This window comes from Streptomyces sp. SudanB5_2050 (genome assembly GCF_964272335.1).
Classification (GTDB): Bacteria; Actinomycetota; Actinomycetes; order Streptomycetales; family Streptomycetaceae; genus Streptomyces; species Streptomyces rochei.
The window spans coordinates 4,040,454-4,065,640 of record NZ_OZ186760.1; the positions used below are offsets into that span (position 1 = coordinate 4,040,454).

Annotated in this window: 25 protein-coding genes; 13 read left to right on the top strand and 12 right to left on the bottom strand. The window is 71.5% G+C overall.

The annotated features are described in order from the left end of the window. Positions 1-18 precede the first annotated feature (18 nt). Positions 19-426 (bottom strand): hypothetical protein, encoded by a 408-nt coding sequence (locus tag ACFZP7_RS17995; protein WP_109204639.1) that lies wholly within the window; start codon positions 424-426, stop codon positions 19-21. A gap of 103 nt (positions 427-529) precedes the next feature. After that, positions 530-1,186 (bottom strand): response regulator transcription factor, encoded by a 657-nt coding sequence (locus tag ACFZP7_RS18000; RefSeq protein WP_019324776.1) that lies wholly within the window; start codon positions 1,184-1,186, stop codon positions 530-532. 323 nt (positions 1,187-1,509) lie between these two features. On the opposite strand from ACFZP7_RS18000, the gene pdhA reads away from it, so the two are divergent. Genes pdhA through ACFZP7_RS18015 form a run of 3 tightly spaced genes read left to right on the top strand, consistent with a single transcriptional unit; the run spans position 1,510 to position 5,150 of the window. Then, positions 1,510-2,745 carry a pyruvate dehydrogenase (acetyl-transferring) E1 component subunit alpha gene (gene pdhA, locus ACFZP7_RS18005; protein WP_031017458.1) on the top strand — a complete coding sequence of 412 codons (1,236 nt, stop codon included), beginning with the start codon at positions 1,510-1,512 and terminating at the stop codon, positions 2,743-2,745. A gap of 1 nt (position 2,746) precedes the next feature. Next, a complete protein-coding gene (locus ACFZP7_RS18010; RefSeq protein ID WP_078494794.1) occupies positions 2,747-3,727 on the top strand; it encodes an alpha-ketoacid dehydrogenase subunit beta in 981 nt (326 codons plus the stop codon). Positions 3,728-3,746: 19 nt separating this feature from the next. Beyond that, a complete protein-coding gene (locus ACFZP7_RS18015) occupies positions 3,747-5,150 on the top strand; it encodes a dihydrolipoamide acetyltransferase family protein (RefSeq protein ID WP_385638477.1) in 1,404 nt (467 codons plus the stop codon). A gap of 85 nt (positions 5,151-5,235) precedes the next feature. On the opposite strand, the gene ACFZP7_RS18020 is transcribed toward ACFZP7_RS18015, so the two are convergent. From ACFZP7_RS18020 to ACFZP7_RS18030, 3 genes are all read right to left on the bottom strand, one after another. Then, complete coding sequence (locus tag ACFZP7_RS18020) at positions 5,236-6,225, bottom strand: DUF1648 domain-containing protein (RefSeq protein ID WP_385634794.1); 990 nt, start codon at positions 6,223-6,225, stop codon at positions 5,236-5,238. Continuing rightward, the gene (locus ACFZP7_RS18025) at positions 6,222-6,569 is read right to left on the bottom strand and encodes a GntR family transcriptional regulator (RefSeq protein ID WP_019324781.1); all 348 of its coding nucleotides are present in this window, start codon (positions 6,567-6,569) and stop codon (positions 6,222-6,224) included. Before ACFZP7_RS18025 ends, ACFZP7_RS18020 begins: the two co-directional genes overlap by 4 nt. Before the next feature lie 102 nt (positions 6,570-6,671). Further along, the gene (locus ACFZP7_RS18030) at positions 6,672-7,649 is read right to left on the bottom strand and encodes a D-alanyl-D-alanine carboxypeptidase family protein (RefSeq protein WP_164287769.1); all 978 of its coding nucleotides are present in this window, start codon (positions 7,647-7,649) and stop codon (positions 6,672-6,674) included. A 213-nt stretch (positions 7,650-7,862) separates the two neighbouring features. Here ACFZP7_RS18030 and ACFZP7_RS18035 point away from each other — a divergent pair, with 213 nt between their 5' ends. Further along, positions 7,863-8,513 carry a GntR family transcriptional regulator gene (locus tag ACFZP7_RS18035; protein ID WP_029393088.1) on the top strand — a complete coding sequence of 217 codons (651 nt, stop codon included), beginning with the start codon at positions 7,863-7,865 and terminating at the stop codon, positions 8,511-8,513. After that, the gene (locus ACFZP7_RS18040; RefSeq protein ID WP_136235843.1) at positions 8,510-9,820 is read left to right on the top strand and encodes a nitrate/nitrite transporter; all 1,311 of its coding nucleotides are present in this window, start codon (positions 8,510-8,512) and stop codon (positions 9,818-9,820) included. Before ACFZP7_RS18035 ends, ACFZP7_RS18040 begins: the two co-directional genes overlap by 4 nt. A 97-nt stretch (positions 9,821-9,917) precedes the next feature. Here the strand turns inward: ACFZP7_RS18040 and ACFZP7_RS18045 are convergent, their stop codons facing one another. Continuing rightward, positions 9,918-10,742: a maleylpyruvate isomerase family mycothiol-dependent enzyme gene (locus tag ACFZP7_RS18045; RefSeq protein ID WP_029393089.1), complete on the bottom strand. Its 825-nt coding sequence runs from the start codon at positions 10,740-10,742 to the stop codon at positions 9,918-9,920. A 218-nt stretch (positions 10,743-10,960) separates the two neighbouring features. On the opposite strand from ACFZP7_RS18045, the gene ACFZP7_RS18050 reads away from it, so the two are divergent. Both ACFZP7_RS18050 and ACFZP7_RS18055 read left to right on the top strand, forming a co-directional pair. Beyond that, a complete protein-coding gene (locus tag ACFZP7_RS18050) occupies positions 10,961-11,758 on the top strand; it encodes a carbon-nitrogen family hydrolase (RefSeq protein WP_385634796.1) in 798 nt (265 codons plus the stop codon). A gap of 76 nt (positions 11,759-11,834) precedes the next feature. Then, positions 11,835-12,299 (top strand): hypothetical protein, encoded by a 465-nt coding sequence (locus ACFZP7_RS18055; protein WP_031017444.1) that lies wholly within the window; start codon positions 11,835-11,837, stop codon positions 12,297-12,299. Positions 12,300-12,328: 29 nt separating this feature from the next. On the opposite strand, the gene ACFZP7_RS18060 is transcribed toward ACFZP7_RS18055, so the two are convergent. From ACFZP7_RS18060 to ACFZP7_RS18075, 4 genes are all read right to left on the bottom strand, one after another. Continuing rightward, positions 12,329-12,823, bottom strand: a complete 495-nt coding sequence (locus ACFZP7_RS18060) for an LURP-one-related/scramblase family protein (RefSeq protein ID WP_385634798.1) — start codon at positions 12,821-12,823, stop codon at positions 12,329-12,331. 94 nt (positions 12,824-12,917) lie between these two features. Then, positions 12,918-13,169 (bottom strand): DUF6458 family protein, encoded by a 252-nt coding sequence (locus ACFZP7_RS18065; RefSeq protein WP_019324789.1) that lies wholly within the window; start codon positions 13,167-13,169, stop codon positions 12,918-12,920. Between the two features lie 113 nt (positions 13,170-13,282). Beyond that, positions 13,283-14,581, bottom strand: a complete 1,299-nt coding sequence (locus tag ACFZP7_RS18070; protein WP_086876395.1) for a M18 family aminopeptidase — start codon at positions 14,579-14,581, stop codon at positions 13,283-13,285. 96 nt (positions 14,582-14,677) lie between these two features. Continuing rightward, positions 14,678-16,504 (bottom strand): acyl-CoA dehydrogenase, encoded by a 1,827-nt coding sequence (locus ACFZP7_RS18075; protein ID WP_019324791.1) that lies wholly within the window; start codon positions 16,502-16,504, stop codon positions 14,678-14,680. Between the two features lie 162 nt (positions 16,505-16,666). On the opposite strand from ACFZP7_RS18075, the gene ACFZP7_RS18080 reads away from it, so the two are divergent. The 3 genes from ACFZP7_RS18080 (at position 16,667) to ACFZP7_RS18090 (ending at position 19,447) form a co-directional block, all read left to right on the top strand. Continuing rightward, positions 16,667-17,146 carry an SseB family protein gene (locus tag ACFZP7_RS18080; protein WP_019324792.1) on the top strand — a complete coding sequence of 160 codons (480 nt, stop codon included), beginning with the start codon at positions 16,667-16,669 and terminating at the stop codon, positions 17,144-17,146. 119 nt (positions 17,147-17,265) lie between these two features. Next, positions 17,266-18,243, top strand: a complete 978-nt coding sequence (locus tag ACFZP7_RS18085) for a pirin family protein (protein WP_385634800.1) — start codon at positions 17,266-17,268, stop codon at positions 18,241-18,243. A 115-nt stretch (positions 18,244-18,358) separates the two neighbouring features. Continuing rightward, a complete protein-coding gene (locus ACFZP7_RS18090) occupies positions 18,359-19,447 on the top strand; it encodes an AI-2E family transporter (protein ID WP_030973903.1) in 1,089 nt (362 codons plus the stop codon). On the opposite strand, the gene ACFZP7_RS18095 is transcribed toward ACFZP7_RS18090, so the two are convergent. Next, the gene (locus ACFZP7_RS18095) at positions 19,375-21,543 is read right to left on the bottom strand and encodes a SpoIIE family protein phosphatase (RefSeq protein ID WP_019324795.1); all 2,169 of its coding nucleotides are present in this window, start codon (positions 21,541-21,543) and stop codon (positions 19,375-19,377) included. The two genes, ACFZP7_RS18090 and ACFZP7_RS18095, sit on opposite strands and share 73 nt — an antisense overlap. 161 nt (positions 21,544-21,704) lie before the next feature. Between ACFZP7_RS18095 and aspS the strand changes: the two genes are divergently transcribed. The 3 genes from aspS (at position 21,705) to ACFZP7_RS18110 (ending at position 24,751) form a co-directional block, all read left to right on the top strand. Then, a complete protein-coding gene (gene aspS, locus ACFZP7_RS18100; protein WP_019324796.1) occupies positions 21,705-23,468 on the top strand; it encodes an aspartate--tRNA ligase in 1,764 nt (587 codons plus the stop codon). Between the two features lie 201 nt (positions 23,469-23,669). Continuing rightward, positions 23,670-24,545 (top strand): helix-turn-helix transcriptional regulator, encoded by an 876-nt coding sequence (locus ACFZP7_RS18105; RefSeq protein ID WP_046249809.1) that lies wholly within the window; start codon positions 23,670-23,672, stop codon positions 24,543-24,545. Then, positions 24,542-24,751 (top strand): DUF397 domain-containing protein, encoded by a 210-nt coding sequence (locus ACFZP7_RS18110; protein ID WP_031017433.1) that lies wholly within the window; start codon positions 24,542-24,544, stop codon positions 24,749-24,751. Before ACFZP7_RS18105 ends, ACFZP7_RS18110 begins: the two co-directional genes overlap by 4 nt. Positions 24,752-24,754: 3 nt before the next feature. Here the strand turns inward: ACFZP7_RS18110 and ACFZP7_RS18115 are convergent, their stop codons facing one another. Further along, positions 24,755-25,120 carry a PH domain-containing protein gene (locus ACFZP7_RS18115; RefSeq protein ID WP_019324799.1) on the bottom strand — a complete coding sequence of 122 codons (366 nt, stop codon included), beginning with the start codon at positions 25,118-25,120 and terminating at the stop codon, positions 24,755-24,757. Positions 25,121-25,187: the final 67 nt, after the last annotated feature.

The window sequence follows — 25,187 nt, forward strand, 5'->3', positions numbered from 1 at the left end:
ACACCGCCCCGCCGGCCGTCACAGCGCGCCCGCGCCCTCCTCCGTCATGGACACCGACCCGAACCGCGGCTCGATCCGCAGATAGACCGGCTCGAACGGCTCACCGTCCACCCGGCCCGGTGCCGGGCCGAACCGGTCGATCTCGGCGGGACTGGGTTCGTACGTCTCGCACCGGCCCACGACCTGCACCGTCCACAGGCTCTCCCCGGGCGCCGCGGAGGCGAGGTTGTCCGCGCCGTACGCGACGACGCTCCCCGCGCACACCCGGTGGTACCCGCAGCTCCTCGGCATGCGCAGCAGGACCCGGCCGTCGGCCACGATGTGGCGCGCGAAGGCGAGGAAGGGCAGGGCGCGCAGGGTGGTGGCCGCCCGGCCGTAGGCGGTGCGGCCGAGCAGGCCGACGGCGAGCTGTGCGTCGGAGGGCATGCCCCCACTGTGCGCGGGCGGACGGGCGAGGGACAGAGTCGGCCGCCCCGGCAGGAGGGGACGTAAGTCCCGAATAAGAGTCCGCCTCCCGGTCCGCGTGGCCTCAGCGGTTCTCGGCCTGCAGCCGGGCCACGAAAGCCGCCGCCTGGGAACGCCGCTGCATTCCGAGTTTGGCGAGCAGGCTCGACACGTAATTCTTGATCGTCTTTTCGGCGAGGTGCAGCCGTTCACCGATCGCGCGGTTGGTCATTCCCTCGCCGATCAGATCCAGGATGCGCCGCTCCTGCTCGGTGAGGCCGGCCAGCCGGTCGTCCGTCCGGGTGCCGCCGTCGCGCAGCCGCTCCAGCACCCGCGCGGTGGCCGCCGGGTCGAGCAGCGACTTGCCCGCGGCCACCTCCCGGACGGCGCCCAGCAGCTCGGCGCCCCGGATGTCCTTGAGCACGTATCCGGAGGCACCCGCCATGATCGCGTCGAAGAGGGCCTCGTCGTCGGCGAAGGAGGTCAGCATCAGGCAGCGGACGGACTCGTCCCGGGAGCGGATCTCGCGGCACACCTCCACGCCGCTGCCGTCCGGCAGCCGCACGTCCAGCACCGCGACGTCGGGCCGGGCGGCCGGGACCCGGGCCAGCGCGTCGGCCGCCGTGCCGGCCTCGCCCACCACCTCGATGTCGGGCTCGCCCGAGAGCAGATCGTGCACACCGCGGCGGACGACCTCGTGGTCGTCGAGCAGGAATACCCGGATTTTTCCGTCTTCGCGCACGCGCTCAGTGTCACACACCGACTCTTCCCGTGCCCGGGGTGGCCGGGATAACGTGCCGTTGTTCCGGCCCCCTGCGAGGCTGTGACCAGTAAAACTCCCGCACTTCGCCGATTTACTTGGAAATCCGAGTAAAAACGCAGGTCAGGAGGGGTTTCACAGAAATGTGGAGCACTGGGTAACGTGCTGTTCGCAGGGCGCTCGCCGGGGCACCTGTCACGCCTGTTCCCGAACGGGCCGCACCCACCCTTGTGCGTCCGCCGGGCCGCAGGTGAGCCGCACTGGCTTCCGGCGAACCCGGGGGCCGGACCGACGGAGGAGCACACGTGACCGAGAGCACTGCCGCGCGCAAGCCGCGACGCAGCGCCGGAAGCAAGGCGGCCGGTACGACCGGCGGCAAGGCCGGCACCACCGGCGCCAAGCGCACCACTCGCAAGACCAGCACCACTGCCGCGAAGGGCTCCGAGACGGAGCTGGTGCAGCTGCTGACGCCCGAGGGCGAACGGATCGAGCCCGCCGCGGACTCCGCCTACGCCGAGTACGCCCGGTACGTCGCCGACATCACCCCCGACGAGCTGCGCGGCCTGTACCGCGACATGGTGCTCACCCGGCGCTTCGACGCCGAGGCCACCGCCCTGCAGCGCCAGGGCGAGCTGGGCCTGTGGGCCTCGCTGCTGGGCCAGGAGGCCGCCCAGATCGGCTCCGGCCGGGCCACCCGCGAGGACGACTACGTCTTCCCCACCTACCGGGAGCACGGCGTCGCCTGGTGCCGCGGGGTCGACCCGACCAACCTCCTCGGCATGTTCCGCGGCGTGAACAACGGCGGCTGGGACCCCAACGGCAACAACTTCCACCTCTACACCATCGTCATCGGCTCGCAGGCGCTGCACGCCACGGGCTACGCGATGGGCGTGGCCAAGGACGGCGCGGACTCGGGCGTGATCGCCTACTTCGGCGACGGCGCCTCCAGCCAGGGCGACGTGAGCGAGGCGTTCAACTTCGCGGCCGTCTACAACGCCCCGGTGGTGTTCTTCTGCCAGAACAACCAGTGGGCGATCTCCGAGTCCAACGAGAAGCAGACCCGGGTGCCGCTCTACCAGCGCGCCCAGGGCTTCGGCTTCCCCGGCGTGCGCGTCGACGGCAACGACGTCCTCGCCTCCCTCGCGGTCACCCGCTGGGCCCTGGACCGCGCCCGGCGCGGTGAGGGCCCGGCGCTGATCGAGGCGTACACCTACCGGATGGGCGCCCACACCACCTCGGACGACCCCTCCCGCTACCGGCACGACGACGAGCGCGCCGCCTGGGAGGCGAAGGACCCGATCCTGCGCCTTCGCCGCTTCCTGGAGTCCGCACACCACGCGGACGAGGGATTCTTCGCGGAACTGGAGGCGGAGAGCGAGGCGTTGGGCAAACGAGTGCGCGAAGTGGTCCGTGCCATGCCGGACCCGGACCGGTTCGCCATCTTCGAGAACGTGTACGCGGACGGGCACGCGCTCGTCGACGAGGAGCGGGCCCAGTTCGCCGCCTACCAGGCGTCGTTCGCAGAGGCCGAGGGGGTCTGACATGGCAGCCGAAAAGATGGCGCTGGCCAAGGCGATCAACGAGTCGCTGCGCCGCGCGCTGGAGTCGGACCCCAAGGTCCTGATCATGGGCGAGGACGTCGGCAAGCTCGGCGGCGTCTTCCGGGTCACCGACGGCCTGCACAAGGACTTCGGCGAGGACCGGGTCATCGACACCCCGCTGGCCGAGTCCGGCATCGTCGGCACCGCCATCGGCCTCGCCCTGCGCGGGTACCGGCCGGTGGTGGAGATCCAGTTCGACGGGTTCGTCTTCCCGGCCTACGACCAGATCGTCACGCAGCTGGCCAAGATGCACGCCCGCTCGCTGGGCAAGGTCAAGCTGCCGGTCGTCATCCGCATCCCCTACGGCGGCGGCATCGGCGCGGTCGAGCACCACTCCGAGTCCCCGGAGGCGCTGTTCGCGCACGTGGCGGGCCTCAAGGTGGTCTCCCCGTCGAACGCGGCGGACGCGTACTGGATGATGCAGCAGGCCATCCAGAGCGACGACCCGGTGATCTACTTCGAGCCCAAGCGCCGGTACTGGGACAAGGCCGAGGTCGACACCGAGGCGATCCCGGGCCCGCTGCACGGGGCGCGCGTGGTGCGCGAGGGGACCGACCTCACGCTGGCCGCGTACGGCCCGATGGTCAAGCTCTGCCAGGAGGTCGCCGACGCGGCGGCCGAGGAGGGCCGCTCGCTGGAGGTCGTCGACCTGCGGTCCCTCTCCCCGGTCGACTTCGACACGATCCAGACCTCGGTGGAGAAGACCCGCCGTCTGGTCGTGGTCCACGAGGCGCCGGTGTTCCTGGGGTCGGGCGCGGAGATCGCGGCCCGGATCACGGAGCGCTGCTTCTACCACCTGGAGGCCCCGGTGCTGAGGGTCGGCGGCTACCACGCGCCGTACCCGCCGGCGCGGCTGGAGGAGGAGTACCTGCCCGACCTGGACCGGGTGCTGGACGCCGTCGACCGCTCGCTGGCGTACTGAGGAGAGGGTCGTGACGACGATGACGGAAGCGTCCGTGCGCGAGTTCAAGATGCCCGACGTGGGCGAGGGACTCACCGAGGCCGAGATCCTCAAGTGGTACGTGCAGCCCGGTGACACGGTCACCGACGGCCAGGTGGTGTGCGAGGTCGAGACGGCGAAGGCCGCCGTCGAACTGCCCATCCCCTACGACGGTGTGGTGCGCGAGCTGCACTTCCCCGAGGGCACCACGGTCGACGTGGGCACGTCGATCATCGCGGTGGCCGTCGGGGACGGCGCCGCGGCGGAGCCGGTGCGCGAGGCCGAGGCCCCGGCCGCACCGGAGGCGGAAGCCGCAGCCGAGGGCCGCCAGCCGGTCCTGGTCGGGTACGGGGTCGCCACCTCCTCGACCCGCCGCCGCCCCCGCAAGGGCGCCCAGGCCCCGGCCCAGGCGGCACCGCCGGCGGCCGCCGCGATCCAGGCCGAGATGAACGGCCACGGGCCGGCCGCACCGGTCACCCGTGAGCGTCCGCTCGCCAAGCCCCCGGTGCGCAAGCTGGCCAAGGACCTCGGCGTCGACCTGGCCACGGTCACCCCGACCGGCCCGGACGGCATCATCACCCGCGAGGACGTGCACGCGGCCGTGACCGCCGCGCAGGCCCCCGAGCCGTCGGCGGCGCCGGCGGCCCAGGCGCCCGCCCCCGCCCCCGCCGCGCCGTCCTCGGCACCGGTGTCGTACGACACGGCGCGCGAGACCCGCGTCCCGGTCAAGGGCGTGCGCAAGGCGACGGCGGCGGCGATGGTCGGCTCGGCGTTCACCGCGCCGCACGTGACGGAGTTCGTGACCGTCGACGTGACGCGCACGATGAAGCTGGTCGAGGAACTGAAGCAGGACAAGGAGTTCGCGGGGCTGCGGGTGAATCCGCTGCTCCTGATCGCCAAGGCGCTGCTGGTGGCGATCAGGCGCAACCCCGACATCAACGCCTCCTGGGACGAGGCGGCGCAGGAGATCGTGGTCAAGCACTACGTCAACCTGGGCATCGCCGCCGCGACGCCGCGTGGCCTGATCGTCCCGAACATCAAGGACGCCCACGCCAAGACGCTGCCGCAACTGGCCGAGTCCCTGGGCGAGCTGGTCTCGACGGCCCGGGAGGGCAAGACCTCCCCGGCCGCCATGCAGGGCGGCACGGTGACCATCACCAACGTCGGCGTCTTCGGCGTCGACACCGGCACCCCGATCCTCAACCCGGGCGAGTCGGCGATCCTCGCGGTCGGCGCGATCAAGCTCCAGCCGTGGGTGCACAAGGGCAAGGTGAAGCCGCGTCAGGTGACCACCCTGGCGCTCAGCTTCGACCACCGCCTGGTCGACGGCGAGCTGGGCTCCAAGGTCCTCGCCGACGTCGCGGCGATCCTGGAACAGCCGAAGCGACTGCTCACCTGGGCCTGACACCCCGCCGGCACCAGGCGACACGGAGGAACGGAGCCGCGCGTCCCACCCGGGACGCGCGGCTCCGTCGTTCCCCAAGGCAGCCCTAGGCGCTCCGGTCCGTGCGCAGTGCGTTGAGCAGGGCCGCGCCCCGCCCCGCGTCGTCGACGCTCACCGCGAAGTCCGTGCGGCGACCGCGGGGGCGTATCACCAGGCACTCCCCGGCGCGCAGCATGACGGTGGTGCCGAGGCCGCTGACGCGGTAGCCCCAGCCGCCGACCTGGGCGGGTCCGCGGGTCTCGGCGCGCGCGGTGTCGATGTCGCCGGGTGCCCAGCGCCGGGTGGGCCAGCCGAGCGGGCCGAAGGACACCTCCAGGCCCCGCTCCGAGACGCGGGCCTGCACCGACGAGAACAGGGCGCAGGACAGGGAGGCGACGGCGCAGGCGGCGAACGCCGCCCACAGCCCGCCGGGGTCGGCGAGGCCGCCGACGACGGCGACGAGGATGCCCACGGCCACCAGGCCGGTCACGGCGGCCACCAGCTGCATCCACGGGTTGACGGTCCGGGAGAACCAGGCCACCCGCCGGTCGTCGGGGATGCGCAGGGCCGGGGCACCGGAATCGGGCGAGCCGGTGCCGCCCTCGGCCGCCGCGCGCCGGGTGGCGACGAACCAGGCGGCCACCGCGGCGAGCACGGCCGCGACGAGGACCACGACGATCCACGCGCCGGGCTGCCGGGCCTCGCGCCAGTCCGCGCGGTCCAGGTTGGCGCGGACGACGGCGGCCTGGGAGCCGGCCAGGACGATGCCGGTGGGCAGCAGCACCGCGGCGGTCCACGGACGGGCCGCCGTCGCGCGGGCCCGCAGCAGCGGGACGGTGGCCCCGGCCGCCGTGACCAGCCAGAGCAGCGCCGGGACCAGGGACGCCGCCCACAACGGCATCGACCCGTCCGCCACCTCGGAGCCGAGTCCCCAGTGGGTCGCCAGCCGGTCGGGCAGCCGCTCCCGCACCACGAACGGCATCCCGGCCAGTACGGCCGTGACGCCGACCGTCCAGAGCACCGCCGTCGTCCGTACCGCCACCGTCGCGTCTCTCACGGCAACCCCCTGATCATGTCGATGACATCGGTCCTGCTGTAGCCCAGCCGGGCCGCCTCGGCGACCAGCTCCCGCACGCGGATCTGCAGCCCCGAGTGGGGCCCGGCCCCCTCCGCCACGGTCACTCCCCGCCCTCGGCGGAACTCCAGCAGTCCTTCGTCCCGCAGTCCGCGCAGGGCGCGCAGCACGGTGTTGACGTTGACGTCCAGCGCCGCGGAGAGGTCGCGTGCGGAGGGCAGGCGGTCCCCGGGACCGCACTCCCCCTCGGCGATGGCGCGTCGGACGGCGCCGGCGACCTGTTCGTGCAGCGGGCGGGTGTCGCTCTTGTCCAGACTCAGCAGCATGGTGCTAATGACACTATCACCATCAGCTCCAAAAGGGCGGGGCGGGAAACGGGAAGGGGCCCGCCGCGTGGTGCGACGGGCCCCGGAGGCGGGCGGACCGGCTCAGCTCAGCCTGGCGAAGCCGTAGTTCATCAGCTTCGTCGCGTCCTTGGCGCGCTGGTCGGAGGAGGTGGACGCCAGGACGGTGCCCACGACGGTCTTCCCCTTCCGCGTCGCGGCGAAGACCAGGCAGTACTTGGCCTCCGGCCCGGACCCGGTCTTCACGCCGATCGCGCCGCTGTAACTGCTCAGCAGCGTGTTGGTGTTGACCCAGGGCGCCATCGTGCGGGTGCCGCCCTTCCTGGTGACCGTTCTGGCGGTGTACTTCTTCGTCTTCACGATCGTGCGGAAGGTCGAACTCTTCATCGCGCTGCTCGTGAGCTTCGTCAGGTCGCGCGGCGTGGAGTAGTTCTTGCCGTTGCCGATGCCGTCGAACGAGTCGAAGTGGGTGTTCTTCAGCCCCAGTTTCCTCGCCTCGGCGTTCATCTTGCCGATGAAGGACTTCACCCGGGCCGCCCGCGTCTTCCCCGAGCCGAACCGGTCGGCGAGCGCGTACGCCGCGTCGCAGCCCGAGGGCAGCATCAGGCCGTACAGCAGCTGCCGCACCGTCACCTTGTCACCGACGATGAGCCGCGCGGACGACGCGTTCTTCGACACGATGTAGTCGCTGTACGCCATCTGGATCGTGACCTTGGCGTCCAGGTTCAGCTTGGGCTGGGCGAGCACCACCTTGGCCGTCATGATCTTGGTCGTCGACCCGGTGGAGCGCTTGGTGTCCGCGGCCTTGGTGTAGAGCGCCCCGCCGCTCGCGTCGTTCATGACGAAGCCGCCCTTGGCGGCGATCGACGGCGTGGCGGCGGCCGGCGCGAGCGGCGCCCGCGCGGACGCCTCCCGGACGAGCGGGACCTGTGCGGGTGCCGCCTGTGCGGGTGACGCCTGCGCGGACGTGGTGGAGAGGGCGCCGGTCGCGAGGACGGCGCCGCTGGTCAGTGCGACGGCCGCGGCCCTGCGAAGGCGGGCGCCCGGAATGACGTTTATCAAGTTGACTACCCCGATTGTGGTGAAATCCCTGATTCCCCTGAGACGCGGCCGAGTTGTGGTCGGTGCGGGAACGGCCGCATCTGTGCGACTTGTGAATAGCACGGATGGTTGCCCTGCGGAGGGGCGGGACCGCCGGGTCCCCCCGAAGGGTGGCCGGCGTCCGCATGGTGGACGGCGTCCCCCTTGCGTCCCTGTTGTATCTATCCTGTCGGCATGACCACGGCAGTGAAGCGGCCCCCGGCGGCCGACCGCGTCTACACCCACGTCAAGCAAGCCGTCCTGGAGCGCCGCTACGAGGGCGGGACCCTGCTCACCGAGGGGGAGCTGGCGGAGGCGGTCGGCGTCTCCCGCACACCGGTGCGCGAGGCGCTGCTGCGGCTGGAGGTCGAGGGCCTGATCCGGCTCTACCCGAAGAAGGGCGCCCTGGTGCTGCCCGTCTCCGCGCAGGAGATCGCCGACGTGGTGGAGACCCGGCTGCTGGTCGAGGAGCACGCCGCGCGCAAGGCCGTGCCCGCGCCGCCGGGGCTGGTGGAACGGCTGGAGGAACTGCTCGCCCGGCAGAAGGAGCAGGCCGCCGCCGGCGACTTCGCCGCCGCCTCGGTCACCGACCGCTGCTTCCACGCCGAGATCGTCCGCAGCGGCGGCAACGAGATCCTCTCCCGCCTCTACGACCAGCTCCGCGACCGGCAGCTGCGCATGGGCGTCGCCGTCATGCACTCCCACCCCGACCGGATCGCCAAGACCCTCGCCGAGCACGAGGAGATCCTGGACGCGCTGCGCTCCGGCGACGCGGAGGCGGCGGTCGGCGTGGTCCACCGGCACGTGGGCTGGTTCTCCCACCTGGCCCGGGGGGAGGTCCGATGAGTTCGGCCACCTCGGCCGGGAAGATCCTGCCGGGCGATCCGCCGGGCGGCCGGCGCGCGGTCGCCGTCTGGAGCATCGGCGTCGCCGTCTACTTCGTCGCCGTCATCTTCCGTACCTCGCTGGGCGTGGCCGGCCTCGACGCCGTCGACCGCTTCCACGTCAACGCCTCCGCGCTGTCCACCTTCTCCATCCTCCAGCTGCTCGTCTACGCCGGCATGCAGATACCCGTGGGCCTGCTGGTGGACCGGCTCGGCACCAAGAAGGTGCTGGGCATCGGCGTCGTGCTCTTCACGGTCGGGCAGCTGGGCTTCGCCTTCTCCCCGTCGTACGGCATGGCGCTCGCCTCCCGGGCGCTGCTCGGCTGCGGTGACGCGATGACCTTCATCAGCGTGCTGCGGCTGGGCAACCGCTGGTTCCCGGCCCGGCGCGGGCCGATGGTCGCCCAGCTCGCCGGACTGGTCGGCATGGCGGGCAATCTGGTCTCCACCCTGGTCCTGGCCCGGCTGCTGCACGGCATCGGCTGGACGGCGGCGTTCGCGGGCAGCGCGCTGGCCGGGGTGGTCGTCTTCGTGCTGTTGCTGCTGTTCCTCAAGGATCACCCCGAGGGGCACGAGCCGGAGCCGGCACCGCATCAGGGCGCCGCGTACGTACGGCGGCAGATCGCCCTGTCCTGGCGCGAGCCGGGGACGCGCCTCGGGCTGTGGGTGCACTTCACGACCCAGTTCCCGGCGATGGTGTTCCTGCTGCTGTGGGGCATGCCCTTCCTGGTGGAGGCGCAGGGCCTGTCCCGGGGCACGGCGGGCGGACTGCTCACCCTGGTCGTGCTCTCCAACATGGCCGTCGGCCTGGTCTACGGCCAGATCATCGCCCGGCACCACGCGGCGCGGCTGCCGCTGGCGCTCGGCACGGTGGGGGCGACGGCGGTCCTGTGGGCGGCGACGCTGGCCTATCCGGCCGACCGGGCGCCCATGTGGCTGCTGGTCGTGCTGTGCGCGGTGCTGGGCGCCTGCGGGCCGGCGTCGATGATCGGCTTCGACTTCGCGCGGCCGGCGAATCCGCCGGAGCGGCAGGGGACGGCGTCCGGCATCACCAACATGGGCGGCTTCGTGGCGTCGATGACGACGTTGTTCGCGGTGGGGGTGCTGCTGGACGCCACCGGGGACGACTACGCCGTCGCGTTCTCCTCGGTGTTCGTGCTCCAGGCGGTCGGGGTGTCGCAGATCCTGCGGTTGCGCAGGCGGGCCGCGCTGCGGGAGCGGGAGCGGCTGGTGGCCAGCCGGGTGGAGACGGTGCACGTGCCCGTGTAGGCACCCGGGGCGGAGTGGGCCGGGGACGGGAGCTGCCGCCCCCGGCCCCCGCTTCGGCCGGACGGCCTCGTCCTCGGGCGCCGGACGGGCCGCGGACCTACGGCGTCACCACGAAGTTGCGCAGGATCGCCGCCGTCAGGTCCGGGTCGCCCTCCGCCTTGATGCGGTCCGCCGCCGCCTCCGGCGTCACACGGCCGCAGGCCAGGCGGACGTACGTCTCCCAGTCGAGGGCGAGGGTGGCGGCGGGGCCGAGCGCGGGGGCCGTCTCCAGGGTGCCGCGGCCCTGGATGTCGACGCGGACGGTGCGCAGGAACTCGACCGGCCCGTGGACGTCGAAGACGACGGCGGAGCTGCGCGGCGCGTCCGCGCGCTCGGCGACCACGGCGGGCAGTTCGGCGAGCAGCACGTCACGGGTGACGTGCGCGCCGGGGGAGTCCAGGTTGCCGGGGCGGCCGAGGGCCGTGCGCAGGTCCTGCTCGTGCACCCACACGTCGAAGGCGTGCCGGCGCATGGACTCGGCCAGGGTCAGCTCGGAGCCGAGCGGTCCGCGCACCTTCGTACCGGGGTCCCGCGACTCGTTCCGCAGCTGGCGGTTGCGCCGGATGATCATGTACTCCAGCTCGGAGGTCATCTCCGGCGCCGTGTGGTGGCGGCGGACGTCGACCTGCATCTCCATGTAACGCTGGTGGTCGTTGGTGACGTGGAAGAGGTCGCGCGGCAGGGTGTGGATGGGGCGCGGGTCGCCCAGCATCTCGGAGTCCAGGCCCATCACGTGGGAGACCACGTCGCGCACCGACCAGGCCGGGCAGGGTGTGCGACGGTTCCACTCTGCTTCCACAAGCGGCTGTACCAGCTCGGATATCGCCTCGATGGAGTGAGTCCAGGCGTCGGCGTAGGGCTGGAGGGTGGGATGCAGACTCACGGAACGGGACCCCTCGGCGGTCGGTACACGGGCAGGTTGTGGCGGCGGTGCCAGTGGGAGGTGGCTGCGGTCGGCGGGCGTCTTGGCTCCCCCGGCTCTCGGCTGCGCTCGAGCCGGGAGGGACCCCCAAGTTACGCTGCTGTGCGGCACCCCGGCAGTGCTTTCGTGTGACGATCGTAGGCCCGTGTGGACGGCTCGAATGCCAGGACGGTGGTAGTGTGCGCGCCTCATTGATCCAAATCGCCGTGAACGAGGGCGAATCGGTGGAAGCGCGCCGTCGGCGCGCGGCGTCTTTGGTACGGGATCGGGCGGGAGCCGCCGATCTGGTCGTGCTGCCCGAGTTGTGGACCACGGGCGCGTTCGCCTTCGAGGAGTTCGGTACGGCGGCCGAGCCGCTTCGGGGCCCGACGTACGAGGCGATGGCGAAGGCGGCGAGCGACGCGGGCGTGTGGCTGCACGCGGGCTCGGTGCCGGAACGGGACCGGGACGGGACGCTCTACAACACCTCCCTCGTCTTCTCCCCCGACGGCGACCTGGCCGCCGCCTACCGCAAGATCCACCGCTTCGGCTTCGACAAGGGCGAGGCCGTGCTGATGGGCGCGGGGCGTGACCTGGTGACGGTCCGGCTGCCGGAGACCACGCTCGGCGTGGCGACCTGCTACGACCTCCGTTTCCCCGAACTCTTCCGCGGCCTGGTCGACGCCGGTGCCGAGACCTTCGTCGTCCCGGCGGGCTGGCCGGAGCGCCGCCGGTCCCACTGGACGCTCCTGGCCCGGGCGCGGGCGGTGGAGAACCAGGCGTTCGTCCTCGCCTGCGCGACGGCCGGCACGCACGCCGGGGTGCCACAGGCGGGTCACTCGATCGTGGTCGACCCCTGGGGCGAGGTGCTGGCGCGGGCCGGTGCGGACGAGGAGGTGCTCACGGTGGAGTTCGACCCGGCGAAGGTGGCGCGGACCCGGGAGCAGTTCCCGGCGCTGAAGGACCGCGTGCTGGGGGTGGAGGTCCCCCGGCGCTGACGGGCAGGACACGACCGGGGGACGGGGGTGACGTTCCGTCACCGGGCCGCCGCGGGGGCGTCCTAGAATCCCGCCCATGGCACCGACCGGTACCGGTACCCCCGCCGTCCGCCGCGTCCGGGTCGATCCCGCCGGCTTCCCCTTCGCGACGGCGTTCGAGCTGCCGGCCGCCGGGCTGCCCCGGCTGACGCCCGAGGAGTGGGTGCGCGCCAGCTACGAGGACGTCCCGGTGGCCCTGCGCGAGCTGATCCGGACGGGCTGGGCGGGCGTGCTGGGGCTGCGGCTGGGACCGCGCGCCTCGCCCCGGCACGTGGTGGGGTGGCGCAGGGTGGAGGCCGGGCCGCGCCGGATCGTCCTGGAGGCGCGCGCGCCGTCGCTGACCCTGCGCAACGTCGTCACCCTCGACGACACGCGGCTGCTCTGGGCGACGTACGCGCGCTACGAGCGACCGGCCGGCCGGGCGCTGTGGTCCCTGGCCGCGCCGGTGCACCACCTGGCGGTGCCGGTGCTCCTCACCCGTGCCGTGCGCCGCATGGGGTGAGTTCTCGCCGGCCGGGCACCGCGGGCCCGCTACTCCTCTTCCCGCTCCTTCTCCGCCAGGTGGATCACGCACACCGTCAGCGCGATCAGCAGCGCCGGGTCGGCGTCGTCCCGGACGACGTCCACGCCGTAGGTGTCGCGGAGGGTGAGCCACCGCCGGGAGACCACGGCCAGCAGCTCGCCGTCGTACTCGATGGCGAACTCCCGGTCGAGGATCTTGCCGCTGACGTCCAGCTCGTTGCCGTCGGCCAGCGAGACCCGGTAGTGGTTGCGCAGCAGGGACAGCCGTTTGCGCTTGATGCGTGCCAGCGGCTCGCCGTCCCGCTCGATCACCATCGTGTCGCGCAGGGCGAGCATCTTCTGGTGGATGTCGACGAGGACCTGCCCCTGGGCGTCCTTCAGCTCCCAGGTGTCCCGCAGCCGCATGGCCTTGCCGTCGACCAGGAACACCTTGTTGCCGTCGTCGTCCTCGATCCAGTAGTCGTCGCCGAAGCCGAGGAGCCGGTCGTACACGAGGAATCTCATGCTGTGACCGCTTCCCCGCCGGGCGCCGTCGGACGCGGCCGGTAGGCCGACAGGACGACGGCGGCCGGCGCCCGGCGGGCGGTGTGCCCGGGGATCAGGCGCCGTAGCCGTTGTGGTAGCCGTCCCGCGTGTGGGTGTGGGGCCGTTCCTCGACGACCGGTGTGGTCGGCGGCATCACGACGCGGCGGCGCCGGGCGATGCTGCTGAACGTCGCGACACCGATCAGGCCGACGATCATGAAGATGACACCCACCAGGTCGAGGTTGACGCCCTGCATGTCCCAGTCGGTCGCGAACGTGAGGATGGCTCCCACGGCGATGAGGATGATGCACCCGCCGAGGCCCATGAGTGTTGCCTCCCTGTCAGATCCGGTCGGTTCCGGGTTTCCGGTCGATCCGGTTCCGTTCGGGTACCCCGGGCCTCAACCCCCATGCCGTGGGGCGGTCTTCGGCCCGCGGTCTACGGCTGGAGGAACGCCACCAGTGCGTTGGCCAGCAGGTGCGGGTCCTCGGCGCCGCACAACTCCCGTGCGCTGTGCATGGAGAGGATCGCCGCGCCGATGTCGACGGTGCTGATGCCGTGCCGGGCGGCGGTGATCGGGCCGATGGTGGTGCCGCAGGGCATGGCGTTGTTGGAGACGAAGGTCTGGAAGGGGACGTCCGCCTTCTCGCAGGCGGCGGCGAACACCGCGCGGCCCGAACCGTCCGTGGCGTAGCGGTTGTTGACGTTGACCTTGAGGATGGGGCCGCCGTTGACGCGCGGGTGGTGGGTGGGGTCGTGCCGTTCGGCGTAGTTGGGGTGGACGGCGTGGCCGGTGTCGGAGGACAGGCAGACGGTGCCGGCGAAGGCGCGGGCCCGGTCCTCGTACGTGCCGCCGCGCGCGAACACCGAGCGCTCCAGGACGCCGCCGAGGAGCGGGCCGTCGGCGCCCGTGTCCGACTGGGAGCCGGTCTCCTCGTGGTCGAAGGCGGCCAGCACGGGGATGTACGACAGGCCGGCGCCGGAGGCGGCGACGGCGGCCAGGGCGGCCGTACCGGCGTGCACGGACAGCAGGTTGTCCATGCGGGGCCCGGCCACCAGCTCCTCGTCGCGGCCCAGGTACGCCGGGGCCTCCACGGAGTGGGTCATCAGGTCCCAGCCGGTGACCTCGCCGCGGGTCAGGCCGGCCTCGTCCTCCAGGAAGGCGATCAGGTCGCCGTCGCGGACCGGGTCGCCTAGTCCCCAGACGGGCTGGAGGTGGCGCTGCTTGTCGAGCTTGAGGCCCTCCGCCGAGACGTTGCGGTCCATGTGGATGGCGAGCTGGGGGACGCGCAGCAGGGGGCGGTCGACGTTCACCAGCCGGGTCGAGCCGTCGCGCAGGGTGAGGCGGCCGGCCAGGCCCAGGTCGCGGTCGAGCCAGGAGTTCATCAGCGGTCCGCCGTAGATCTCCACGGCGACCTGGCGCCAGCCGTGCGCGCCGGTGTCCGGGCGGGGCTTCACCCGCAGGTTGGGGGAGTCGGTGTGGGCGCCGACGATGCGGAAGGGGGTGTGCGGCTCGGCGCCCTCGGGGACGTACCAGGCCACGATCGCGCCGCCGCGCAGCACGTACTTGCCGCCCGCCGTCCCGTCCCAGGCGTCCGTCTCCGCGACCTGCCGGAAGCCCGCCTTCTCCAGCCGCTCGGCGGCGTTCGCCACGGCGTGGTACGGCGTGGGGCTCGCCGCCAGGAAGGTCATGAGGTCGTCGGTGTGGCCGCGGTCGAAGCGGGAAGGTGCGCTCATGGGTTCACCTTAACGACGTGCGAGGGCCCGCTTCCCGTGGAGCGGGAGCGGGCCCTCGTCAGGGTGTGTGGAAACGGTGGAGGTGCCGGGCCGGACCTAGAAGGCGGCCTCGTCCAGCTCCATCAGGTCCAGCTCGACGCCCTGCGCGACCTTGCGGGCCAGGGTGAGACCGGGCAGGACGTTCGCGGCGAAGAACTTCGCGGCGGCGATCTTGCCGGTGTAGAACGCCTTGTCCTTGGCGGACGCGGTCGGCAGCTTCTCGGCGGCGACGGCGGCGCCCTTGAGGAGCAGGTAGCCGACGATCACGTCGCCGGAGGCGAGCAGCAGGCGGGTGGTGTTGAGGCCCACCTTGTAGATGTTCTTGACGTCCTGCTCGGTGGCGGCGAGGTCGGTCAGCATGACGCCGACGATGGCCTCCAGCTCGACGGCCGCCTTGGCCAGGTGCTCGCGGGCGCCGGCCAGCTCCTCGCCGCCGGTGCCGAGGGCGAGGAACTTCTTGATGTCCTCGGCGAGCGAGTTCAGCGCGGCGCCCTGGTTGCGGACGATCTTCCGGAAGAAGTAGTCCTGGCCCTGAATCGCCGTGGTGCCCTCGTAGAGGGTGTCGATCTTGGCGTCCCGGATGTACTGCTCGATCGGGTACTCCTGGAGGAACCCGGAGCCGCCGAAGGTCTGCAGGGACTGGGCGAGCTGCTCGTAGGCCTTCTCCGAGCCGTAGCCCTTGACGATCGGCAGGAGCAGGTCGTTGAGGGCGTGGTCGGCCGAGGCGTCCTCGCCGTTCGCCTCCTTGACCTGGATCTCGTCCTGGACGGAGGCGGTGTACATGACGAGGGCGCGCATGCCCTCGGCGTACGCCTTCTGCGTCATCAGGGAGCGGCGGACGTCCGGGTGGTGCGTGATGGTGACCTTGGGGGCCGTCTTGTCCATGAAGTTGGCCAGGTCGGGACCCTGGACGCGCTCCTTGGCGTACTCCAGGGCGTTGAGGTAGCCCGTGGAGAGGGTGGAGATCGCCTTCGTGCCGACCATCATGCGGGCGAACTCGATGATGCGGAACATCTGGCGGATGCCGTCGTGCTTGTCGCCGATCAGCCAGCCCTTGGCGGGGTGGCGGTCGCCGAAGGTCATCTCGCAGGTGTTGGAGGCCTTCAGGCCCATCTTGTGCTCGACGTTGGTGGCGTAGACGCCGTTGCGCTCGCCCAGCTCGCCGGTCTCGAAGTCGAACTCGTACTTCGGGACCAGGAAGAGGGACAGGCCCTTGGTGCCGGGGCCGGCGCCCTCGGGGCGGGCGAGGACGTAGTGGAGGATGTTCTCCGACATGTCGTGCTCGCCGGACGTGATGAAGCGCTTCACGCCCTCGATGTGCCAGGAGCCGTCCTCCTGCTGCACGGCCTTGGTGCGGCCGGCGCCGACGTCCGAGCCGGCGTCCGGCTCGGTGAGGACCATCGTCGAGCCCCACTGCTTCTCGACGGCGATCTTGGCGATGTGCTTCTGGACCTCGTTGCCCTCCTCGAAGAGGATGCCCGCGAAGGCCGGGCCGGAGGAGTACATCCACACGGCCGGGTTGGCGCCGAGGATCAGCTCCGCGTAGGCCCAGATGAGGGAGCGCGGCGAGGTGGTGCCGCCGATCTCCTCGGGCAGGCCGAGCCGCCAGTACTCGGAGTCCATGAAGGCCTGGTAGCTCTTCTTGAAGGACGCGGGGACCGGCGCGGTGTTGGTCTCCGGGTCGAAGACCGGCGGGTTGCGGTCGGCGTCGGCGAAGGACTCGGCCAGCTCGTTCTCCGAGAGGCGGGTCAGCTCCTCCAGCACGCTCTTGGCGGTGTCCGTGTCCATCTCCGCGAACGGGCCCGTGCCGTACACCTTGTCACGGCCGAGCACCTCGAAGAGGTTGAACTCGATGTCCCGGAGATTCGGCTTGTAGTGCCCCATGGCGACGGCTCCGTTGAGAGATCGGCGAGGCACTGAATCCTCGCATCTGTACACATACCGACTGCGCGTACCAAGCAGTAGCTACGATGATGCTACCCGTCGGTAATAAGAAGCAACCCCGAGCCGGTCATCTGTGACCCGTCACTCGCTAGTCTTTGCGGCATGTACGGCTACGACCAGACCGCTGGCCAACAGCAGCAGCAGTACGCCCCGCCGCAGCAGCCGATGTCCGGCGGGATGTCCGGTGGGTACGGACAGCAGCCGCCGCTGTACCCCGAGCCGTCCCCGCCCTCGCTCGCGGACGCGGTGCGCGCCTTCACCACCGGTCAGATGTCCGCCGAGGACTTCCAGCAGATCTTCGCGACGTCGAAGGTCTACTGCCCCCGCGGCGACAACCCCGGCTTCCTGGCGCTGCACAACACCCAGCAGCCGGTGATCCCGATGTTCACCGGCCTCAAGGAGTTGCGCCGGTACGCGGGCAAGGAGTCCAAGTACTTCGTGATCACCGGCGCCGAGGTGATCGACCTGCTGCCGACCGGCTACGGCTTCGTGCTGGACATGGAGGGCGAGCACCGGATGGTCTTCGACGCCAAGGCTGTCGAACAGATGGTCGATTTTGCGATGCGCCGGATGTACGGCTAGGCGGCGCCGACGGCGCCGTGCGAGCCCGGAGGGAATGCCCTCCGGGCTTTCTCGGTTCTGGGTGGCAAGAAGTTCAACGCTCAACTAAAGTGGGGCGCACGCCGCCCGAGGAGGTCGACATGCCTGCCGTGACCGTCGAGAACCCGCTGACGCTGCCCCGCGTATCCGCGTCCGCCGACGCCGTCGCACGTCCCGTGCTCACCGTCACGACCGCGCCCAGCGGTTTCGAGGGGGAGGGCTTCCCGGTGCGCCGCGCGTTCGCCGGGATCAACTACCGTCACCTGGACCCGTTCATCATGATGGACCAGATGGGCGAGGTGGAGTACGCGCCCGGGGAGCCCAAGGGCACGCCCTGGCACCCGCACCGCGGCTTCGAGACCGTCACCTACATCATCGACGGGATCTTCGACCACCAGGACTCCAACGGCGGTGGCGGCACCATCACCAACGGCGACACCCAGTGGATGACGGCGGGCTCCGGCCTGCTGCACATCGAGGCGCCGCCGGAGCAGCTGGTCATGTCCGGCGGGCTCTTCCACGGCCTCCAGCTGTGGGTGAACCTGCCGGCCAAGGACAAGATGATGGCCCCCCGCTACCAGGACATCCGCAGTGGCAGCGTCCAGCTGCTCACCTCCCCGGACGGCGGCGCGCTGCTGCGCGTCATCGCCGGTGAGCTGGGCGGTCACGAGGGCCCCGGCATCACGCACACGCCGATCACGATGGTCCACGCGACCCTCGCGCCGGGCGCCGAGGTCACCCTGCCCTGGCGGGAGGACTTCAACGGCCTGGCGTACGTGATGGCCGGGCGCGGATCGGTGGGCGCCGAGCGGCGTCCGGTCCGCCTGGGCCAGACGGCCGTCTTCGGAGCGGGAGGCTCGCTGACCGTCCGCGCGGACGAGAAGCAGGACTCGCACACGCCGGACCTGGAGATCGTGCTGCTGGGCGGCCGGCCGATCCGGGAGCCCATGGCCCACTACGGCCCGTTCGTCATGAACACCAAGGACGAGTTGATGCAGGCCTTCGAGGACTTCCAGAAGGGCCGCCTGGGCACCGTCCCGGCCGTGCACGGCATGTCGGAGGCGGGACCGGACGCCTGACGCCTGACGCCGGCCGCGGGGGACGCCCGCCCCCGCGGACCGGCACCGGTGATCCGTCACCCGGGCGGGCCGTCCACGCAGGACAGCCCGCCCGGCGCGTGATCGGCTGGGAGGCGTGCAGCTGCTCCCCGCCCCGGTGCGCCGGTTCGCCGCCTGGTGCGTCGTCATCCTGCTCGCCAGCGGTGTCGTCTACGTCGCCATCCGGCTGTGCGTCGAGTTCCGCACCGCGGTGACGCCGGCGCTGCTCGCGCTGCTCGGCACCGCGCTGCTGCGGCCGCTCCACCGGCGGCTGGTCAAGGCGCACGTGCAGCGGTCGCTGGCGGCCGGCCTCACCTGTGTCGCCGTGGTGGCCGTGGTCGGCGGGGCCGTGTACATCGTGGTGTCCGCGCTGATCGAGACCGGGGACCAGATCGTCGCCTCGCTGCGGAACGCGGCACGGGACATCGCCGACCACTTCGGCGCCGCCGGGACCTCGCTGGACGACCTGGCTTCCAACGCGCGTGAGCTGCTGGGCAAGTTCGGCGGCACCGCCGCCTCCGGGGTGGTCACCGGGATCAGCGTCGTCGGGGAGATGCTGGCCATGGCCGTGCTCGCCCTGCTGCTCGTCTTCTTCTTCCTGCGCGACTCCGACCGGGCCGTGGGCACGGTGCGCGCCCTCGCCCCGCGCACCGGGGCGGACATGGCCGAGGCGATGGCGCGGCGGGCCTTCGGCGCCGTCGAGGGGTTCATGCGGGGCACCACCCTCATCGCCCTGATCGACGCCGTCTGCATCACGGTGGGGCTGCTGGTCCTGCGGGTGCCCGGCGCGGTCGGACTCGGCGCGCTGGTCTTCGTCGGCGCCTACATCCCCTACCTCGGCGCCTTCATCTCGGGGGCGGTCGCCGTGCTGGTCGCGCTCGCCGACCGGGGATTCGCCATCGCGCTGTGGGCGCTCGGGGTGGTGCTGGCCGTGCAGGTGCTGGAGGGGCATGTGCTCCAGCCGATGATCCAGAGCCGGACCGTCCAGATGCATCCGGCGATCGTGCTGCTGGCGCTCACCGCGGGGGCGTCGGTGGCGGGCATCCTGGGGATGCTCCTCGCCGTCCCGCTGACCGCGGCGGCCTTCGGCATCGTGCACGAACTCCAGGGGCGCTACGCGGGCTCGAAGTCGCCCTCCGGCGCGCCGCCGCGGCCCGCGTCCGGGTCCGGGTCCGTGGACTCGTAGACCTCGTACCAGATGCTCTTGCCCTCGCCGCGCGGGGCGACGCCCCAGGCGTCGGCGAGCATCTCGACCAGCATCAGTCCGCGCCCCGAGGAGGCCATCTCGCCCGGCCGGCGCTTGTGCGGCAGGTCGTCGCCGCTGTCGGTGACCTCCACCCGGATGCGGCGCTCGCCCGGCTCCCCGGTGACCTCGGCGACCAGCAGGGCGTCGGCGTCGGTGTGGACCAGGACGTTCGTCAGCATCTCGGAGAGCAGGAGCACCGCCGCGTCCAGCTGGTCCGCGCTGGGCCAGTCGTGCAGCAGGTCGCGCAGGTGCTGCCGGGCGGTGGCGATCCGCTCCGGTTCGGCCTGGGCGACGGTCAGCATGGTGCGGCGCACCGGCGTCCGGATCACCGGGCTGTCGCCGCAGCCGCAGCCCTCGCCCTGCCGGCACAGCAGGAGCAGGGCGATGTCGTCCTCCCGCCGATCGGCCAGCGGGCCGGTGGTGTGGTGCGAGGAGGGCCCGTGGACGGCCTGCACCAGTGCGTCGGCCAGCTCCTCCAGATCGCCCTCGTGCCGCTCCAGGATCACGCGGAGGCGGTCCCAGCCGGAGTGCAGGTCGTGGCCCCCGGTCTCGACCAGGCCGTCCGTGCACAGCATCAGGGTGTCCCCGGGCTCCAGGGCCAGCCGGGTGGTCGGGTAGTCGGAGTCCGGGTCGATGCCCAGCGGCAGCCCGCCCGCGGTGGCCCGGATCAGCGCCGTCCCGTCCGCCATCCGGACGACGGGGTCGAGGTGTCCGGCGCGGGCGCTCTCCACGGTGCCGGTCGTCGGGTCCACCTCGGCGTAGTAGCAGGTCGCGAAGCGCATCGCGCCGGGGTCGTCCTCGGAGGCGGTGAGGCCGTGGAAGAAGTGGGAGGCACGGGCCAGCACCGCGTCCGGCCGGTGCCCCTCGGCGGCGTAGGCGCGCAGCGCGATGCGCAGCTGGCCCATCAGCCCGGCGGCGCGTACGTCGTGCCCCTGGACGTCACCGATGACCAGGGCGAAGCGCCCTCCGGGCAGCGGGATCATGTCGTACCAGTCGCCGCCGACCTGGAGGCCGCCGCCGGTGGGGACGTAGCGGGCGGCGATGCCCATGCCGGGGATCTCCGGGCCGAGCACGGGCAGCATGCTGCGCTGGAGCCCGTCGGTCAGCTCCCGCTGGGTCTCGGCGGCGCCCGCCCGGGAGAGGGCCTGGGCCAGCATTCGCGCCACGGTGGTCAGCACCGAGCGCTCGTCCGGGGTGAAGGCCACCGGGTAGGCGAAGGCGGCCATCCACGCGCCCATCGGGCGGCCGGCCACCGTCAGCGGCAGGAAGGCCCAGGAGCGGCGGCCGTAGCGCTCGGCGAGCGGCCAGGTGAGGGGATAGCGGGACCGGTACTGCTCGGGGGAGGACAGATAGACGGCGCGGCCGGTGCGGACCACCTCGGCGGCCGGGTAGTCCGTGTCCAGCGGCATGTTCACGAACGAGTTCATGTCGCTGTGCGGCTGACCGTGGTGGCCGACGACCGTCAGACGGTCCCCCGAGACGCCGAAGACCGCCAGTCCGTCGGGGGAGAAGCCCGGCATCGACAGGCCCGCGGCGACGCGCAGGACCTCCTCCGTGGACCGCGCCTCGGCCAGCGCCCGGCCCGCGTCCAGCAGGAACGCCTCGCGCGAGCGGCGCCACTCGCCGGTGACCGCGCTGCGTCCGGCGGGTGTCCCCGGGGTGGGCTCGGCGACCTCCTGGAGCGTGCCGGTCAGCTCGTAGGTCTTGCGTACGGGGTCGAAGGACGGCTTGGAGCGGCTGCGCACCACGCGGACCAGGTGGCCCTGCTCGTCCATGATCCGGATGCGGACCTCGGCGAGGGTGCCCTCGGCGACGGCGAGCTGGACCACACCGGTGATCTCGTTCCAGTCCACGGGGTGCAGCCGGGCCCGTACCTGGGCCTCGGTGAGCAGCGCGCGCTCGGCGGGCAGCCCGAGCAGCCGGGCCGCCTCCGCGTCCACCCTGACCTCTCCGGTGGCGGTGTTCCAGTGCCACAGGCCGGTCGCCAGGGCGGTGAGGACGTCCCCCACCTCGGGCAGGGGGTCACCAGTGCGCATTGCCCCACTTTAAGAAGATCTGATCGCACGCTGCCACCGCTCGCCCGGAGACAAGGGGGAGGAGCGCAGGGGTGGCCGCCCGGTACGCTGGGGTTGTTTCAACGCTGGGGTCGTTTCACGTGAAACACCACTCCCGATCCGCGAAGGCTGGATGAACGACGATGCATCGGTACAGGTCCCACACCTGCGGCGAGCTCCGCTCCACTGACGTCGGCAGCGACGTCCGGCTGAGTGGCTGGCTGCACAATCGGCGCGACCTGGGCGGCATCCTCTTCATCGATCTGCGCGATCACTACGGCATCACGCAGCTGGTCGCCCGTCCGGGCACGGAGGCGTACGAGGCGCTCGACAAGCTGACCAAGGAGTCGACCGTTCGGGTCGACGGCAAGGTCGTCTCCCGCGGCGCCGAGAACATCAACCCCGACCTGCCGACCGGCGAGGTCGAGGTCGAGGTGGGCGAGGTCGAGCTGCTCGGTGCCGCCCAGCCGCTGCCCTTCACCATCAACACCGAGGACGGGGTCAACGAGGAGCGGCGCCTGGAGTACCGCTTCCTCGACCTGCGCCGCGAGCGCATGCACCGCAACATCATGCTGCGCACCTCGGTCATCTCCGCCATCCGCAGCAAGATGGTGGCCCTCGGCTTCAACGAGATGGCGACGCCCATCCTCACCGCGACGTCCCCCGAGGGCGCCCGCGACTTCGTCGTCCCCTCGCGCCTCCACGCGGGCCGGTTCTACGCCCTCCCGCAGGCGCCGCAGCAGTTCAAGCAGCTGCTGATGATCTCCGGCTTCGACCGGTACTTCCAGATCGCGCCCTGCTTCCGCGACGAGGACGCCCGCGCCGACCGTTCGCCGGGCGAGTTCTACCAGCTCGACGTCGAGATGAGCTTCGTCGAGCAGGAGGACGTCTTCCGCCCGATCGAGCAGCTGATGACGGAGCTGTTCACGGAGTTCGGCAACGGCCGTGAGGTCACCTCCCCGTTCCCGCGCATCCCGTTCCGCGAGGCGATGCTGAAGTACGGCTCCGACAAGCCGGACCTGCGCGCCAAGCTGGAGCTCGTCGACATCACCGACGTCTTCGAGGGCTCGGAGTTCAAGGCCTTCGCCGGCAAGCACGTGCGCGCGCTGCCGGTACCGGACGTCTCCGCCCAGCCCCGCAAGTTCTTCGACCAGCTCGGCGACTACGCCGTCTCGCAGGGCGCCAAGGGCCTGGCCTGGGTCCGCGTCGGCGAGGACGGCACGCTCTCCGGCCCGATCGCGAAGTTCCTCACCGAGGAGAACGTCGCGGAGCTGACCAAGCGGCTCTCCCTGGCCCCCGGTCACGCGGTGTTCTTCGGCGCCGGCGAGTTCGACGAGGTCTCGAAGATCATGGGCGCGGTGCGGGTCGAGGCCGCCCGGCGCGCCGGGCACTTCGAGGAGAACGTCTTCCGGTTCTGCTGGATCGTGGACTTCCCGATGTACGAGAAGGACGAGGAGACGGGGAAGATCGACTTCTCCCACAACCCCTTCTCGATGCCGCAGGGCGGCATGGACGCGCTGCAGAACCAGGACCCGCTGGACATCCTCGCCTGGCAGTACGACATCGTCTGCAACGGTGTGGAGCTGTCCTCCGGCGCCATCCGGAACCACGAGCCGGACATCATGCTCAAGGCCTTCGAGATCGCGGGCTACGACGCGGAGACCGTGGAGCGCGAGTTCGCGGGCATGCTGCGCGCGTTCCGCTTCGGCGCTCCGCCGCACGGCGGCATCGCCCCCGGCGTCGACCGCATCGTGATGCTGCTGGCCGACGAGCCCAACATCCGCGAGACCATCGCCTTCCCGCTCAACGGCAACGCCCAGGACCTGATGATGGGCGCGCCGACCGAGCTGGACGAGTCCCGGCTGCGGGAGCTGCACCTGACGGTGCGCAAGCCGCAGCCGAAGTAGGCAGGACCGACGCAGGGCCCGCCGGAGGAGCGACTCCCCCGGCGGGCCCTTCGCCGTCCCCAGGGGGCTGGGACGCCGGCTGCGGCGGGGACTGTCCCAGGGGGCGGGGCGGGATCTGTCCGGTGGTGTCCAGGCTTGTCAGGGCGTTGTGCACGGGTAGGGCGTGGCTGGTACGAGGCGGTACGACGGAGGGGCGCGCGTATGTCGGTGGACGGCGAGGTTCGCCAGCTCAGGACCGAGGCCGACGAGCCGGGGTGGGAGGTGGACCCGGACGACGAGTGGGGCGTGGCGGTGATCGCCACCGTGGGGCGGCAGTTGAAACTGCGGCGCGAGGCGGTGGGGATGCGGGCCGGTGACTTCGGGAAGGCCGTGGGGTACGGCGAGGACCTCGTCTACAAGATCGAGGGCGGCAAGCGGATTCCCCGTCCGGAGTACCTGGAGCGGGCGGACGAGGTGCTGGGGGCGGGGGGACTGCTCGCGGCGATGAAGGAGGACGTGGCCAAGGTCCGGTATCCGAAGAAGGTGCGGGACCTGGCGCAGATGGAGGCGCGGGCGGTCGAGATCGGGGTGTACGAGAACAGCAACATCGCCGGTCTGTTGCAGACCGAGGAGCACATGAGGGCGCTCTTCGGCGTGTGGCTCCCCGCCTACTCCGACGAGGAGACGGAGCGCATGGTGGCGGCGCGCATGGCCCGCCGCTCCGTGTTCGAGCGGTCGCCCGCGCCGACGCTCAGCTTCGTTCAGGAAGAGGCGACGCTCAGGCGGCCGACCGGAGGCAGAATGGTGTGGCGTCGCCAGCTCGAACGTCTGCTGGAGCTGGGAGAGTTGCGGGGCGTGTCGATCCAGGTGATGCCGACAGACGTCGAGGAACACTTCGGCACGGGTGGCTCGATCGAGGTGCTGAAGTTCTCGGACGGTACGGCTGTAGGACGCTCTGAGGGAGCGTTCAACGGTCGGCCCGTGACCGATCCGAAGCAGATCCGGATTCTTGACCTGCGCTATAGCATGATCCGGGCCCAGGCGCTCACGCCCCGGGAGTCGCGGGCCTTCATTGAGCAGAGGCTGGGAGAGACATGAGCGGCAACCCCACCAGGGACGGTTCCACGCTGGCCTGGTTCAAGAGCAGCTACAGCAGCAGCGGCGACGGGAACTCCTGCGTCGAGGTCGCCACCACCCCCGGCACCGTCCACGTCCGTGACTCCAAGTACCGCGATGCCGGCCCGCGCCTCATGCTGGCGCCGGAGGCGTGGGCGGGCTTCGTGACGTACGCGTCCGGGAGCTGACGCCTAGCGGGCCACGAACTGGGTCAGGATCGCCTGGACCTCGTAGATGTCCACGCCCTTGGTGAAGGTCTTCTGGATCGGCATCTGGGTGCCGGAGAGCCAGATCTTCAGTTCGGCGTCGAGGTCGAAGTGGCCGGCCGTCTCGACCGAGAAGTGCGTGATGCTGCGGTACGGGATCGAGTGGTACTCGGTCTTCTTGCCCGTGATGCCCTGCTTGTCGACCAGGATCAGACGCCGGTCGGTGAACAGGATGGTGTCGCGGATCAGCAGGTAGGCGGCGTGGATCTGCTCGCCGTGCCCCAGCAGCCGGGCGTAGTCCTGCTGCGCCTTGGCCGGGTCGACGGTGTGCGCGTTGCCGAAGAGTGCCATGGATGATCCCCCCACGTGTGGCGGCCGGGCCCTCCGCCCGCTTTTACCGCGATCCTCGCAGAGCGAC

Bases quoted from the DNA above. Each gene is read 5' to 3' on its own strand.
- ACFZP7_RS17995 (WP_109204639.1), bottom strand. From the start codon at position 426: ATGCCCTCCGACGCACAGCTCGCCGTCGGCCTGCTCGGCCGCACCGCC.
- ACFZP7_RS18010 (WP_078494794.1), top strand. From the start codon at position 2,747: ATGGCAGCCGAAAAGATGGCGCTGGCCAAGGCGATCAACGAGTCGCTG.
- ACFZP7_RS18015 (WP_385638477.1), top strand. From the start codon at position 3,747: ATGACGGAAGCGTCCGTGCGCGAGTTCAAGATGCCCGACGTGGGCGAG.
- ACFZP7_RS18025 (WP_019324781.1), bottom strand. From the start codon at position 6,569: ATGCTGCTGAGTCTGGACAAGAGCGACACCCGCCCGCTGCACGAACAG.
- ACFZP7_RS18035 (WP_029393088.1), top strand. From the start codon at position 7,863: ATGACCACGGCAGTGAAGCGGCCCCCGGCGGCCGACCGCGTCTACACC.
- ACFZP7_RS18040 (WP_136235843.1), top strand. From the start codon at position 8,510: ATGAGTTCGGCCACCTCGGCCGGGAAGATCCTGCCGGGCGATCCGCCG.
- ACFZP7_RS18055 (WP_031017444.1), top strand. From the start codon at position 11,835: ATGGCACCGACCGGTACCGGTACCCCCGCCGTCCGCCGCGTCCGGGTC.
- ACFZP7_RS18060 (WP_385634798.1), bottom strand. From the start codon at position 12,823: ATGAGATTCCTCGTGTACGACCGGCTCCTCGGCTTCGGCGACGACTAC.
- ACFZP7_RS18065 (WP_019324789.1), bottom strand. From the start codon at position 13,169: ATGGGCCTCGGCGGGTGCATCATCCTCATCGCCGTGGGAGCCATCCTC.
- ACFZP7_RS18070 (WP_086876395.1), bottom strand. From the start codon at position 14,581: ATGAGCGCACCTTCCCGCTTCGACCGCGGCCACACCGACGACCTCATG.
- ACFZP7_RS18075 (WP_019324791.1), bottom strand. From the start codon at position 16,504: ATGGGGCACTACAAGCCGAATCTCCGGGACATCGAGTTCAACCTCTTC.
- ACFZP7_RS18080 (WP_019324792.1), top strand. From the start codon at position 16,667: ATGTACGGCTACGACCAGACCGCTGGCCAACAGCAGCAGCAGTACGCC.
- ACFZP7_RS18085 (WP_385634800.1), top strand. From the start codon at position 17,266: ATGCCTGCCGTGACCGTCGAGAACCCGCTGACGCTGCCCCGCGTATCC.
- ACFZP7_RS18095 (WP_019324795.1), bottom strand. From the start codon at position 21,543: ATGCGCACTGGTGACCCCCTGCCCGAGGTGGGGGACGTCCTCACCGCC.
- aspS (WP_019324796.1), top strand. From the start codon at position 21,705: ATGCATCGGTACAGGTCCCACACCTGCGGCGAGCTCCGCTCCACTGAC.
- ACFZP7_RS18105 (WP_046249809.1), top strand. From the start codon at position 23,670: ATGTCGGTGGACGGCGAGGTTCGCCAGCTCAGGACCGAGGCCGACGAG.
- ACFZP7_RS18110 (WP_031017433.1), top strand. From the start codon at position 24,542: ATGAGCGGCAACCCCACCAGGGACGGTTCCACGCTGGCCTGGTTCAAG.
- ACFZP7_RS18115 (WP_019324799.1), bottom strand. From the start codon at position 25,120: ATGGCACTCTTCGGCAACGCGCACACCGTCGACCCGGCCAAGGCGCAG.